The organism is Stenotrophomonas sp. FBCC-B152, assembly GCF_059134105.1.
On sequence record NZ_CP101442.1, the window covers coordinates 2,542,712 to 2,555,537 of the forward strand.

Here is a 12,826-nt window from a genome sequence, read left to right on the forward strand (position 1 = left end):
CTTACTCCAACCCGTCCAGCAGCTCGTCGACTTTCTCGACGGTCAGGCGCTCGTGGTAATGGCCGTTGATGACCATCATCGGCGCACCGGCGCAACCGGCCAGGCATTCTTCTTCACGCTTGAGGTAGATGCGGCCATCGGCGGTGGACTGGCCGGTCTTGCAGCCGAGCTTCTTCTCGGCATGCGCGACCAGGTCCTCGGCGCCGTTCAACCAGCAGCTGATGTTGGTGCAGAAGGCAACGTTGTGGCGGCCGACCTTCTCCAGCTCGAACATCGAGTAGAAGCTGGCAACCTCGTAGGCCCACACCGGCGGCAGGTCCAGGTACTTGGCCACGCCGGCGATCAGCTCGTCGGTCAACCAACCGGCGTTCTGTTCCTGGGCGGCGTGCAGGCCCTGCAGGACCGCCGAACGCTTGCGGTCCGGCGGGAACTTGGACAGCCAGTGATCGATGTGCGCGCGCGTCTTGTCGCTCAACACCACCATCGGGTCGACGTCGCGCGCCGCCTCGAAATTACCCGTCGCCTTCATCGGCCGACCTCAGCGAATACCAAATCGTTAAAAACCAGAACCTGCAGCGCCGGCAGCAGCCGGCGGGTGTCAGGCATCGTGCATGCGATGGCCATTACCGGTCCACCTCGCCGAACACCAGGTCGTAGGTGCCGATCATGGCCACCACGTCGGCGAGCATGTGCCCGCGCACGACCGAGTCGATCGAGGACAGATGGGCGAAGCCCGGCGCGCGCAGGTGCACGCGGAACGGCTTGTTGGCGCCATCGGACATCAGGTAGCAGCCGAACTCGCCCTTGGGCGCTTCAACCGCGGCGTAGGTTTCGCCGGCCGGGACGCAGTAGCCTTCACTGAACAGCTTGAAGTGATGGATCAGCGCTTCCATGTCGTCCTTCATGTCCTCGCGGCTGGGCGGCGCGACCTTGAAGTTCTTGACCATGACCGGGCCGGGGTTGGCACGCAGCCACTGCACGCACTGCTTGATGATGCGGTTGGATTCGCGCATCTCGGCCACGCGGACCAGGTAGCGGTCGTAGCAGTCGCCTTCCTTGCCCAGCGGGATGTCGAAATCAACGGCATCGTACTTGGCGTACGGCTGCTTCTTGCGCAGGTCCCAGGCAATGCCCGAGCCGCGCAGCATCACGCCGGTCATGCCCCAGGCATGCGCCAGTTCCGGGCTGACCACGCCGATGCCGACCGTACGCTGCTTCCAGATACGGTTGTCGGTGAGCAGGGTTTCGTATTCGTCGACGCGGCCGGGGAACTCGACCGTGAAGTTTTCCAGGAAGTCCAGCAGCGAACCTTCGCGCGAGGCGTTGAGGTTCTTCAGGGCCTTGCCCTTGTGCCAGCGCGATTCCTTGTACTTGGGCATCTGGTCCGGCAGGTCGCGGTAGACGCCGCCCGGACGGTAGTACGCCGCATGCATGCGCGCGCCGCTGACCGCTTCGTAGCAGTCCATCAGCTCTTCGCGTTCGCGGAAGGCGTACAGCATCACCGCCATCGCGCCCAGGTCGAGCGCGTTGGAACCCAGCCACATCAGGTGGTTCAGGATGCGGGTGATTTCATCGAACATGGTGCGGATGTACTGGGCACGCTCGGGCGCTTCGATCCCCATCAGGGTTTCGATGGCGCGCACGTAGGCGTGCTCGTTGCACATCATGGACACGTAATCCAGGCGATCCATGTAACCGATGGACTGGTTGAACGGCTTGGATTCGGCCAGCTTTTCGGTACCACGGTGCAGCAGGCCGACGTGCGGGTCGGCGCGCATGATGGTTTCGCCGTCCATTTCCAGGATCAGGCGCAGCACACCGTGCGCGGCCGGATGCTGGGGACCGAAGTTCATGGTGTAGTTGCGGATTTCCTGGCGCAGTTCGGCCGGGTTGCTCGCAAACGCCTGGTGGGCTTGGTGGATCTGGCTCACTTGCTTGCCTCCGTCTGCGCGCTTTCGCCGGCAGCGGTCTGGAAACGGGCATCGTCACGGATCACGCGCGGCACGCCGACACGCGGCTCCACCGAGGTGACCGGCTCGTAGACCACGCGCTTCTTTTCTTCGTCGTAGCGGACTTCGACGTTGCCGATCAGCGGGAAGTCCTTGCGGAACGGATGCCCCACGAAGCCGTAGTCGGTCAGGATGCGGCGCAGGTCCGGGTGGCCTTCGAAGATCACGCCGAACAGGTCGAACGCTTCACGCTCGAACCAGTTCAGGCCCGGCCACACGTTTGTCAGCGAGGCGACCACCGGCAGTTCCTCGTTCGGCGCAAAGCAACGGATGCGCATGGTGAGGTTGTGCTGGTAGGAACGCAGCTGGGCGACCACGGCATAGCGCTGCAGCGGCACCGGCTGCGGCTGGGCGCCATCGCTGGTTTCGCGGGTGGGGAACTCGCCCCAGGCGAAACGGCCGACGGACTTGCCCTCGACGCCACGGCTGAAGCCCTGCGAGGAGACATCGGAGGTGTCCCACTCGTCGCTGCCGTAGCCGAGGTAATCCAGGCCGCACAGGTCAACGGCCTGTTCGAAACCGAATTCGTCGCGCAGCGCCAGAGCGGTGGCATGCCAGTCAGCGGCGGGCACTTCCAGCGTCACTTCGCCGCGGGGTTCGACCACGAAGACCTGCGCACCTGCGAAACGTGCGGAAAGTCGGTCGATGAAGGATGCTTGCTCTGCCATGGGGGCTTGGCGTGCTCTTGTCAGGAGGAATGTCAGCGGGCGATGGTCTGCGTACGCCAGATCTTCTTCTGCAGCTGCAGGATCCCGTACACCAGCGCTTCGGCGGTAGGCGGACAACCGGGGACGTACACGTCCACCGGCACCACGCGGTCGCAACCACGCACCACTGCATACGAGTAGTGGTAGTAGCCGCCACCGTTGGCGCAGCTGCCCATGGAGATAACCCACTTCGGGTCCGGCATCTGGTCGTAGACCTTGCGCAGGGCCGGGGCCATCTTGTTGACCAGGGTGCCGGCCACGATCATCACGTCGGACTGGCGCGGCGACGGACGGAACACCACGCCGTAGCGGTCAAGGTCCAGGCGCGCGGCACCGGCATGCATCATTTCAACCGCGCAGCAGGCCAGACCGAAGGTCATGGGCCACATCGAGCCGGTACGTGCCCAGTTCAACAGCGCGTCGACGCTGGTGGTCACATAGCCCTTCTCGAGCAGCGGGTTGTCGCCTTCGGGGCGCAGGATGTCATCGACCCGCCCTTCCGGGACCGGGTTGTTCATCAGGCCATCGAGAGTCTGAATTACTCCCATTCCAGCGCTCCCTTCTTCCAGACGTAAATGAAACCGAGGAAAAGCATGCCCACGAACAGGCCCATCGTGACCAGCGAACGTGCGCCCAGCTCCATGAAGACCTGGGTCCACGGCACGATGAAGATGATTTCCAAGTCAAATACGATGAACTGGATGGCGATCAGGTAGTAGCGCACATCGAACTTCATGCGCGCGTCCTCGAAAGCCTCGAAGCCGCATTCGTACGGCGAGAGCTTTTTCAGATCGGGACGCCGGGGACCGAGGAACCGGCCGACCAGCATCAGCGCAACGCCGATACCGGTGGCAACAATCAGAAACAGCAGAGACGGCAAATATTCGGCCAGCACAGCGATTCTCTCTTGCCTCTGCCGCCACGCCTGCAGGCGTCTTGGCATGGGGGAGTGGACGGAAAACGCTACTGGCGCTTTGCGCGCCAGACGTATCCGCTTACAAACAAAATGGTGCCCAAGAGGGGACTCGAACCCCTACGACCTAAGTCGCTACCACCTCAAGGTAGTGCGTCTACCAATTCCGCCACCTGGGCTTACGTATCGCGCTGGAGGTTACCCAACGCGCCGCATATTGTAACCGTCTTCAGGGAGTCTGGGAGCCTTCGGAAGGCTTTTCTTCACCCGATTTCGGCGTTTCCGCCTGAGCCGGCACAGTGGCCTGCGGAACCGGCTGCTGGGCAGCGGCTTCCGGGGCCTTCGGCACGGCCGGCATCTCGCCAGCGGGGACCGCCGGGGCGGCAGGCGCCACCGGGGCAGACATCACGCCGAGGTCCTGCTGGACCGCCGGGCGCGCGCCATGGCTGGCGTACCAGGCCATGAACAGGCTGATGCCGAAGAACACCACGGCCAGCCACTTGGTCGACTTGGACAGGAAGTTGGACGCGCCACGCGCGCCGAACACCGTACCCGAGGCACCGGCACCGAAACCCGAGCCTGCGGCCGCGCCGGAACCACGCTGCATCAGGATGAGCGCGATCATGGACACCGCGACCAGCACGTAGACCACATTGAGGATCAACATCAGCATTTCGAATCCGCCCTCGGGCATGTCAAATAGCGGCCGCCGCATGGGCGATGGCCAGGAAATCCGCGGCCACCAGCGAGGCGCCGCCCACCAGCCCACCATCGACATCGGGCTGTGCGAACAGTTCCGCTGCGTTGTCGGGCTTCACGCTGCCGCCGTACAGGATGGGCAACGAATCGGCAATTCTAGCATCGAGCTTGGCCACTTCGCCACGGATGAACGCGTGGACCTGCTGGGCCTGCTCCTTGGTGGCGGTCCGGCCGGTGCCGATGGCCCAGACCGGCTCATAGGCGACCACGGCATGCTGGAAGCCGGCCGGGCCGACCAGTTCCAGCACGGGGGCCAGCTGGCTGGCAATGACGTCCTCGGTCTGGCCAGCCTCGCGCTGCTCCAGGGTTTCGCCCACGCACAGCACCGGCACCAGGCCGGCGTGCAGGGCGGCGGCGAACTTGCGGGCCACCAGCTCGCTGCTTTCATTGTGGTACTGGCGGCGCTCGGAATGGCCGACCAGGCCATAGCGGGCACCGACGTCGGCCAGCATGGCGGCGCAGACTTCGCCGGTGTAGGCGCCCTTTTCGTTGGAACTGACGTCCTGCGAGCCAAAAGCGACAGCGCGACCTTCGAAGGCCTCGACCAGCTCACCCAGGTACGGCAGCGGCGGCAGGATGACGACTTCTACCCCACCCTTCGGCAGGCTGGCGACGATATCGCTGACCAGGTCGGTCGCGAATTGACGGCTGCCGTGCAGCTTCCAGTTACCGGCGACGATCTTGCGGCGCATGGCGGGGCTCCTTTTGGGTATCAGCCGCCAATGATACCGGATGTAACGAATGCGCGTTTCCCGAAAACGCTTACATTTCAAATGGATATTGCAAGAGCAACAGCAAGAGCGGGTCTTGGTTGCCTGATCGTCCGGATTGCGGGGCCGGGGCGGGTGGGGTTACGGGACACGCCGTGTCGCGGAGGGCAATGCCGGCCCTCGCCCCAGCCGATAGGAATCAATAGCCAGGCTGTTCGCGTGCTAAACAAGCCACCAACAAAAAAGGCCACCTGACGGTGGCCTTTGAACATCACTTCAGCTTGATCTCACGCAACCGCTCTTCGAGGAACCCATGCGCGGTGATCGGCTCCGGGTAGCGGCTCGGGTTGTCCGGGGTGATGCAGGTCGGCAGCACGTCGATCAGGAAGTCCGGGTTCGGGTGCAGGAAGAACGGCACCGAGTAGCGCGGCTGGCGGGCCTGCTCGCCCGGGGGATTGACCACGCGGTGGATCGTGGACGGGTACACGTGGTTGGTCAGGCGCTGCAGCATGTCGCCGATGTTGACCACGATGGTGTCCGCGTCCGACGTGAACGGCACCCACTTGCCCTCGTGCGACTGCACTTCCAGGCCGGCCGCGCTGGCGCCCACCAGCAGCGTGATGAAGTTGATGTCGCCGTGCGCGCCCGCGCGCACGTTCGGGATGTCGTCGGCGGTGATCGGCGGGTAGTGGATCGGGCGCAGGATCGAATTGCCGTTGTTGGTCTTGTCCGCGAAGAAATCGATCGGCAGGCCGATGTGCAGCGCCAGTGCCGACAGCACGCGCGAGCCCAGCTTGTCCAGTTCCTGGTACAGCCCGTAGCCCTTTTCCTTGAAGCCCGGCACTTCGCTCGGCCACAGGTTCGGGGCCATCACGTCGCGGTACTTCGAATCGTCCGGAATCTCACGGCCGATGTGCCAGAACTCCTTCAGGTCGAAGTGCTTGGAGCCCTTGGCCGTTTCCACCCCGAACGGCGTGTAGCCGCGCGCACCGCCGGTGCCCGGCAGGTGGTACTGCAGCTTGGTCGCCTCGGGCAGGGCGAAGAACGCCTTGAAAACGTCATAGGCCGCATCGATCTCCGCCTGCGGAATGCCGTGGTTGCGGATGCCCGCGAAACCCCATTCACGGTAGGCCGCCCCGAGCTCGGCGACGAAGGCATCGCGGTCACTGTCGAAACGGGTGATGTCGAGGGTGGGGATCTGGCTCACAGCGGTTCCTGGCTTGTTCGAGGTGGGTATGCGGGGCCACGACTGTGGCCCGGCTGAACATTGTGCCAGATCGGACAATAGACACCGCCGATACATTGATACAAACCGATACAATGCGCCCGCCCGCCGCCTCGCTGCGGCAGGGCGGCCAAGGACGCCGCCGCCGCCACGTCTTCCGATCCACCCACTATCTGCCCGACCCTGCATGGACGACCCGCGCTCCCCTGCCCCTTTGCCCGCACCGCCGCGCTGGACGCGCCTTGCATGGCTGAGCCTGTTTACCGCCATCAATGCCTGCGTGGCCATCGCCATCGCGCTGGGCAACACGCCGCTGCATGACAACCCCGGTGGCGCATTGGGGCTGGGCTACCTGGCCATTGCCCTGCCCGGACATTTCCTGGCCTTCGGCGCCCTGGTGTCGCTGCTGCCACTGGCGGTCGGCCTGTGGCCACGCTCGCCGCGTCCGCTGGTGGTCAGCGCCGTGCTGCTGCAGGGGCTGTGGCTGTGCCTGCTGCTGGTGGATGCCAAGGTCTTCGCCCTGTACCGCTTCCACCTCAATGCCATGGTGATGAACATGGTATTCGGGGGTGCCCTGCAGGACCAGGTGGCATTGTCGTGGCAGAGCTGGCTGCAGTCGCTGGGCGTGCTGGCGGCCGTGGCCGCCGCCGAAGTGCTGCTGGCCTGGGCCTGCTGGAAACTGGTGCCCGACCGCGCGCGGCGTCGCCCAGTGCTGTTGGCCTGGGCCGCCGGCCTGGCACTGATGGCCACCGGCCAGATCGCCACCGCCTATTACGATGCCCTGGGCGAGCGCGCCGTGACCGGCCAGTGGGCCTACCTGCCGTGGGCACAGCCGATCACCGCCAAGCGCCAGATGCACCGGCTGGGCGTGCGCAGCCTGCCCCAGGCCAACCTGCCCGATCCGCGCCACAGCCAGCTGCAGTACCCGCTGCATCCGCTGCGCTGCCAGAGCCACACCCAACCCAACGTGCTGGTGGTGGTACTGGAATCGCTGCGGCATGACGCACTGGATGCCACCACCATGCCCAACACCTGGGCGCTGGCGGAGCAATCAGAGCTGTATGACCGCCACTACAGCAGCGGCAATGCCACCCGGTATGGCCTGTTCGGCCTGCTCTACGGCCTGCCCGGCGGCTACTGGTCCAGCATGCTCAGCGAACAGCGCGGCTCGATCCTGTTCGATGTGCTGCAACAGCAGGGCTACGACCTGCACCTGTACGGCAGCGCGCCGCTGTACAGCCCCGAATTCGACCGCACCGTGTTCGCCCAGGTACGCAACCAGCTGCACACCGCGCCGTCGTCGCTGCCGGTCGCCGCGCGTGACCGGCACATCGTCGATGCGCTCGATGCGGACATCCGCCAGCCAGGCGGCGGCCACTGGTTCGGGATGGTGTTCCTGGACAGTACGCATGCGCCCTACCACCTGCCCGACGGCTATCCCGCACTGGCCACGCCGATGGCCACGGACGTGAACTTCCTTGCCTTCGACGAGGAGCACGACGCCACCCCCGAGCGCAACCGCTATCGCACCGCCGTGCATTACACCGATGCGTTGATTGGCCAGTTGTTGGCGACCCTGCGCGAGAGCGGCCAGGCCGACAACACCATCGTGCTGGTGACCGGCGACCATGCCGAAGAATTCAACGACCTGGGCCTGAATTACTGGGGCCACAACGGCAACTTCTCCGACTACCAGATGCGGGTGCCGTTCGTGCTGCACTGGCCCGGGCGCGACCCGGCACGGCATGACGCGGCCAGCAGCCACGAAGACTGGGTGCCCACCCTGATGCGCCACGGGCTGGGCTGCGAAAACGCACTGGCCGATTTCAGCACCGGCCAGGACCTGTTCGATGCCTCGCGCCCGGCGCGCCCCCTGCTGGTCGAAAGCTGGTCGCAGCGCGGCATCCGCGAAGGCGACCGCACCTATGTGTTCGACAAGTTCGGCAACGCCACCACCCTGGATGCCCGCTACCTGCCGGTACCCGACCAGTCGCCGGACCCGGCCGCAGTACGCACGGCCTGGAACGCGTTGACCCACTTCCGCAAGCAATGACGTTGATTGTCTAGACCCCTGGAACGTTCATGATGAACAAGCCCCTCAAAATCCTGCATACGGAAGCCGCCAAGGGATTCGGCGGCCAGGAGATCTACATCTACCGGCACATGCTGGCCATGCGCGAGCGCGGCCACGACGTATCGCTGCTGTGCCAGCCCGGCGCCCGCCTGGGCGAGGTGGCGCGCGAAGCGGGCTTCACCGTGCATGCCCTGAAGATGGGCGGGCTGCTGCGCCTGCTGCGCGGCATCTGGTCGGTGAAACGACTGGTGCGCCGGCACACCTATGACGTGGTCAACACCACCAGCCGCCGCGATGCGCTGATTGCCGCCGCCGGCGCACGCCTGGCCGGCGCGCCGCTGGTGGTGCGCTCTCGCCACCTGATGAGCCCGGTCAACTCCCTGCTCACCTACACCGGCCTGCCGCACCGGGTGCTGACCGTGAGCAGCTTCGTCAAGCAGCTGCTGGTCCATCGCGGCGTGGCCGACGGCCACATTGGCATCGTGCCACCCATCGCCGTGCCACCGCAGTGGTCGCAGGTGCAGAGCGATGATGCCTGGCAGTGCCTGCAGGAGACCCGCGCCGAGGTCCGCCGCGAACTCGGCTTCACAGACGACCAGGTCGTGGTCGGCTGCGTCGCGGTACTGCGCGAAGCCAAGGGCCACGCCGACCTGCTGCGCGCCATGGCCCCGCTGTGCCGCCAGCAGCCGAACCTGCAGCTGGTGATCGTCGGCGACGGCCAGCCCGTGCTGGATCAGTTGAAGGCACTGCGCGCCGAACTCGGCATTACTGCCCAGGTCCACCTGCTCGGCTACCGGCACGGCGCGTGCCGGTTGATGACCGGCTTCGACATCTTTGCCCTGGCCACCCACAAGGAGGCCGCCGGCACGGTATTCCTCGAGGCCGCCTACGTCGGCGTGCCGATCGTGGCCACCCGGGTCGGCGGCGTGCCGGAGATGCTGGTGGAAGGCAGCAATGCCCTGCTCGCCCCGCTCGGCGACCAGGCCGCGCTCACCCGTGCGCTGCAGATCCTGGTGGAGCAGCCCGAACGCCGCCGGCAGATGGGCCAGGCCGGGTGGGACTGGATGCGCAGCGCGCACCGCTTCACCCCGACCGGGCACACTGAAGCCACCGAACACTATTACCACCAGTGGTTGAAGGAACTGGGCCATGGCCAACGCTAGAACCGTGCCGGTGCTGATGCACCACCACGTGTCGCCCTCCCCGGGCATGATCACGGTGTCGCCGGAAAATTTCGAAAGCCAGATCGCCTGGCTCGCCCGCAACGGCTGGACCTCGCTCACGCTCGAGCAGTACGCCGGCTTCCTGGCCGGCAAACCGGTGCCGCGTAGATCGATCGTGATCACCTTCGACGACGGCTACCTGGACAACTGGGTCTACGCCCACCCCATCCTGCAGAAGTACGGCATGCATGCCGTGGTGTTCGTGGTGACCGGCTGGATGGGCGAAGGCCCGCTGCGCCCGCATGCCGGCCAGCCAGATGCCGTGCTCCCGGCCACCCCCGACCACCGCGCCTGCGAGGCCGCGATCCTGCGCGAGAACCGCCACGACGACGTGATGATGCGCTGGAGCGAAGCCCGCGCGATGATCGACGCCGGCACTTTCGAAGTGCACTGCCACACCCACACCCATACACGCTGGATGAAGCAGGACATCAGCCGCGAACAGAAGCGCGACGGCATCACCCGTGACCTGGAAATGGCGCGCAGCGTACTGCAGGAACAGTTGGGCGAAGCGTCCGACACGCTGTGCTGGCCCTACGGCGATTTCGACGAGGACTACCTGCCGATCGCACGCGCCCAGGGGTTCCGTTACCTGCACACCACCCACCCGTTCGGCCGCAACCTGGTCGGCGGCGATCCGGAACACATCTACCGTTTTGCCATCCGCAACCGCCCCGCCAGCTGGCTGCGCAAGCGCATCGCCTGGAGTTACCACCCGTTGATCGCGCCGGTGTTCAACCGGTTCAAGGCGAAGCAGAAGAAGATGGTGCCAGGGCCGTAGAGCCACGCCCTGCGTGGCTGGCTTCCTGCACAAAAAAAACCCGGCCGAAGCCGGGTTTTTCATTACGCTGCGGCGGCGGCCTTGACCGCGCCGGACAGGCTGTCCAGCGTGGCCTGCATCAGCTCGGCCGTGTCGGCCTCGACCGTGACGCGCACCACCGGCTCGGTGCCGGAGGGGCGCAGGAACGCACGGCCCCGCCCCTTGACCGCCTGCTGCGCAGCGGCCAGCGCCGCCTGCACGCCTTCGGACTGCACGATCGCCTTGGCCGACACATCCCCCAGGCGCACGTTGACCGTCTTCTGCGGCACCCGGGTCAGCCCGACCAGCGACTCGCGCAGGGTCTTGCCTTCCCGACGCAACACTTCCAGCACCTGCAGCGCACTGATGATCGCATCGCCCGTGGTCGCGCGATCCAGGCACAACAGGTGCCCCGATGCCTCACCGCCGAGCACCCCGCCACCTTCCACCAGCGCCTGGTGCACGTAACGGTCGCCCACGTTGCTGCGCTGGAACGGCAGACCCAGGCGCTCCAGCGCCTGCTCCAGCCCGAAGTTGGTCATCAGCGTGCCCACGACCGGACCGCGCAGGCGGCCGTTGCGCTGCCACGACGGCGCCAGCACGTACAGCAGGTCATCGCCATCGACCGGGTTGCCCTGGTCATCGGCCATCAGCACGCGGTCACCATCGCCATCGAACGCGATGCCCAGGTCCGCACCGGTTTCACGCACCTTGGCGGCCAGATTGTCGATGTGCATCGAACCGACGCCATCGTTGATGTTGACCCCGTTCGGCTCGGCACCGATCGCCACCACGTCCGCACCCAGCTCGCGGAACAGCATCGGCGCGATGTGGTAGGTGGCGCCGTGCGCGCAATCCAGCACGATCTTCAACCCACGCAGGTCGAACCCGCGCGGCACGCTGGCCTTGCAGAACTCGATGTAGCGGCCCACCGCATCGCGACCGCGCGCCGCCTTGCCCAAGCGGTCCGAATCGGCCGTGGTGAAATCGGTATCCAGCGCCGCTTCCAGCGCCAGCTCCGTCGCATCGTCGAGCTTCTCGCCATCGGCGGAGAAGAACTTGATGCCATTGTCGTAATGCGGGTTGTGCGACGCACTGATCACGATGCCGGCGTCGGCGCCCAGCGTGCGCGTCAGGAACGCGACCGCCGGGGTCGGCATCGGCCCGAGCAGCTGCACGTCGGCGCCGGCGGCCACCAGCCCGGCTTCCAGCGCCGCTTCGAACATGTAGCCGGAAATGCGCGTGTCCTTGCCGATCACCACCACCGGCCGGTGACCCGGGCGGTGGCCGTTGCGTTCGGTCAGCACCCGGCCCAGCGCATTGCCCAGGCGCAGCACGAAGTCCGCGGAGATCACCCCCTGCCCGACCCGACCGCGGATGCCGTCGGTGCCGAAGTACCTGCGCGCCGCCATCAGGCAGCAGCGTCCGGCGCGGACTGGCGGCCCAGCATGGCCAACAGTTCAGACAGGCGGTCGCGCATTTCGCGGCGGTCGCAGATCTGGTCGATGGCGCCGTGCTCGAGCAGGAACTCCGAACGCTGGAAGCCTTCCGGCAGCTTCTCGCGCACGGTCTGCTCGATCACGCGCGGGCCGGCGAAGCCGATCAGCGCCTGCGGCTCGGCGATGTTGATGTCGCCCAGCATCGCGAACGACGCCGATACGCCACCGGTGGTGGGATGGGTCAGCACCGAAATGTACGGCAGCCCTGCAGCGCGCAGGCGACCCAGCGCCGCCGAGGTCTTGGCCATCTGCATCAGCGAGAACAGGCCTTCCTGCATGCGCGCGCCGCCGCTGGCGGAGAAGCACACGTAGGGCGCGCCGATTTCCAGCGCCTTTTCCGCGGCCAGCGAGAAGCGCTCGCCGACCACCGAGCCCATCGAGCCGCCCATGAAGGCGAAATCGAAGGCCGAGGCCACCAGCGGCCGGCCCTTGAGCAGGCCCTGCATGGCGATCAGCGCGTCGTACTCGCCGGTGTTCTTCTGCGACGCCTTGATGCGCTCGCTGTACTTCTTCTGGTCCTTGAACTTCAGCAGGTCGGTCGGCCCAAGGCGCGCGGCGATTTCGGTGGTGCTGTCGGCGTCGAACAACGACGCCAGGCGCGCCCGCGCGCGGATGGCCATGTGATGGCCACACTTGGGGCAGACTTCCAGGTTCTCTTCCAGCTCAGGACCGTAAAGCGCGCTGCCGCAGCTGCTGCACTTTTCCCACAGGCCCTCGGGGACGCTGCGCTTCTTGCTGGGGACGTTGTCGGTGCGGATGCCCGACGGCATCAACTTGCTGAGCCAACTCATGCGGGATGACACTTCCGTTCAGGGCGGCCCGGGGGCCGCAAAGGCGGACAGTCTAGCTCACCCGTTCCACGGCCGGGACCCCCTGCCGGCGGGGTGATCCCGGCGTGAAAACCATGC

The 12,826-nt window shown here is 66.0% G+C and carries 13 protein-coding genes and 1 tRNA gene; 3 read left to right on the forward strand and 11 right to left on the reverse strand.

What is annotated here, in order from left to right; all coding sequences use genetic code 11:
* Position 1 precedes the first annotated feature (1 nt).
* The 9 genes from nuoE to NMB40_RS11900 form a co-directional block, all read right to left on the reverse strand.
* Entirely contained in the window at positions 2–529 is a 528-nt protein-coding gene (gene nuoE, locus NMB40_RS11860; protein ID WP_070207226.1) for an NADH-quinone oxidoreductase subunit NuoE, read from the reverse strand.
* 94 nt (positions 530–623) lie between these two features.
* Positions 624–1,931: an NADH-quinone oxidoreductase subunit D gene (locus NMB40_RS11865; RefSeq protein ID WP_282245633.1), complete on the reverse strand. Its 1,308-nt coding sequence runs from the start codon at positions 1,929–1,931 to the stop codon at positions 624–626.
* On the reverse strand, positions 1,928–2,677 hold the full coding sequence (locus tag NMB40_RS11870) for an NADH-quinone oxidoreductase subunit C (protein WP_095363457.1): 750 nt from the start codon (positions 2,675–2,677) through the stop codon (positions 1,928–1,930). Before NMB40_RS11870 ends, NMB40_RS11865 begins: the two co-directional genes overlap by 4 nt.
* 32 nt (positions 2,678–2,709) lie before the next feature.
* Entirely contained in the window at positions 2,710–3,264 is a 555-nt protein-coding gene (locus NMB40_RS11875) for a NuoB/complex I 20 kDa subunit family protein (protein ID WP_017354657.1), read from the reverse strand.
* On the reverse strand, positions 3,255–3,611 hold the full coding sequence (locus NMB40_RS11880; RefSeq protein WP_026069699.1) for an NADH-quinone oxidoreductase subunit A: 357 nt from the start codon (positions 3,609–3,611) through the stop codon (positions 3,255–3,257). The genes NMB40_RS11875 and NMB40_RS11880 overlap by 10 nt, the downstream gene beginning before the upstream one ends.
* Before the next feature lie 112 nt (positions 3,612–3,723).
* Positions 3,724–3,808: transfer RNA gene (locus NMB40_RS11885), tRNA-Leu, on the reverse strand.
* A 50-nt stretch (positions 3,809–3,858) separates the two neighbouring features.
* Positions 3,859–4,302, reverse strand: coding sequence for a preprotein translocase subunit SecG (gene secG / locus NMB40_RS11890; protein WP_093532795.1), 444 nt, complete (start codon positions 4,300–4,302; stop codon positions 3,859–3,861).
* A 22-nt stretch (positions 4,303–4,324) separates the two neighbouring features.
* A complete protein-coding gene (tpiA, locus tag NMB40_RS11895; RefSeq protein ID WP_282245651.1) occupies positions 4,325–5,080 on the reverse strand; it encodes a triose-phosphate isomerase in 756 nt (251 codons plus the stop codon).
* A 289-nt stretch (positions 5,081–5,369) separates the two neighbouring features.
* Complete coding sequence (locus NMB40_RS11900; RefSeq protein WP_494358513.1) at positions 5,370–6,305, reverse strand: isopenicillin N synthase family dioxygenase; 936 nt, start codon at positions 6,303–6,305, stop codon at positions 5,370–5,372.
* 205 nt (positions 6,306–6,510) lie between these two features.
* Here NMB40_RS11900 and NMB40_RS11905 point away from each other — a divergent pair, with 205 nt between their 5' ends.
* The 3 genes from NMB40_RS11905 to NMB40_RS11915 are packed head-to-tail and all read left to right on the forward strand — an operon-like array spanning position 6,511 to position 10,401.
* Entirely contained in the window at positions 6,511–8,376 is a 1,866-nt protein-coding gene (locus tag NMB40_RS11905; RefSeq protein WP_494358514.1) for a DUF3413 domain-containing protein, read from the forward strand.
* A 32-nt stretch (positions 8,377–8,408) separates the two neighbouring features.
* Positions 8,409–9,560 carry a glycosyltransferase family 4 protein gene (locus NMB40_RS11910; RefSeq protein WP_494358515.1) on the forward strand — a complete coding sequence of 384 codons (1,152 nt, stop codon included), beginning with the start codon at positions 8,409–8,411 and terminating at the stop codon, positions 9,558–9,560.
* Positions 9,547–10,401 carry a polysaccharide deacetylase family protein gene (locus NMB40_RS11915; protein WP_494358516.1) on the forward strand — a complete coding sequence of 285 codons (855 nt, stop codon included), beginning with the start codon at positions 9,547–9,549 and terminating at the stop codon, positions 10,399–10,401. The genes NMB40_RS11910 and NMB40_RS11915 overlap by 14 nt, the downstream gene beginning before the upstream one ends.
* 62 nt (positions 10,402–10,463) lie before the next feature.
* Here the strand turns inward: NMB40_RS11915 and glmM are convergent, their stop codons facing one another.
* Both glmM and accD read right to left on the reverse strand, forming a co-directional pair.
* Entirely contained in the window at positions 10,464–11,831 is a 1,368-nt protein-coding gene (glmM, locus tag NMB40_RS11920) for a phosphoglucosamine mutase (protein WP_494358517.1), read from the reverse strand.
* Positions 11,831–12,709, reverse strand: coding sequence for an acetyl-CoA carboxylase, carboxyltransferase subunit beta (accD, locus tag NMB40_RS11925; RefSeq protein WP_282245662.1), 879 nt, complete (start codon positions 12,707–12,709; stop codon positions 11,831–11,833). The genes glmM and accD overlap by 1 nt, the downstream gene beginning before the upstream one ends.
* Positions 12,710–12,826: the final 117 nt, after the last annotated feature.

Coding starts and splice junctions, on each gene's coding strand:
- nuoE (WP_070207226.1), bottom strand. CDS start 529: ATGAAGGCGACGGGTAATTTCGAGGCGGCGCGCGACGTCGACCCGATG.
- NMB40_RS11870 (WP_095363457.1), bottom strand. CDS start 2,677: ATGGCAGAGCAAGCATCCTTCATCGACCGACTTTCCGCACGTTTCGCA.
- NMB40_RS11875 (WP_017354657.1), bottom strand. CDS start 3,264: ATGGGAGTAATTCAGACTCTCGATGGCCTGATGAACAACCCGGTCCCG.
- secG (WP_093532795.1), bottom strand. CDS start 4,302: ATGCTGATGTTGATCCTCAATGTGGTCTACGTGCTGGTCGCGGTGTCC.
- tpiA (WP_282245651.1), bottom strand. CDS start 5,080: ATGCGCCGCAAGATCGTCGCCGGTAACTGGAAGCTGCACGGCAGCCGT.
- NMB40_RS11905 (WP_494358514.1), top strand. CDS start 6,511: ATGGACGACCCGCGCTCCCCTGCCCCTTTGCCCGCACCGCCGCGCTGG.
- NMB40_RS11910 (WP_494358515.1), top strand. CDS start 8,409: ATGAACAAGCCCCTCAAAATCCTGCATACGGAAGCCGCCAAGGGATTC.
- NMB40_RS11915 (WP_494358516.1), top strand. CDS start 9,547: ATGGCCAACGCTAGAACCGTGCCGGTGCTGATGCACCACCACGTGTCG.
- glmM (WP_494358517.1), bottom strand. CDS start 11,831: ATGGCGGCGCGCAGGTACTTCGGCACCGACGGCATCCGCGGTCGGGTC.
- accD (WP_282245662.1), bottom strand. CDS start 12,709: ATGAGTTGGCTCAGCAAGTTGATGCCGTCGGGCATCCGCACCGACAAC.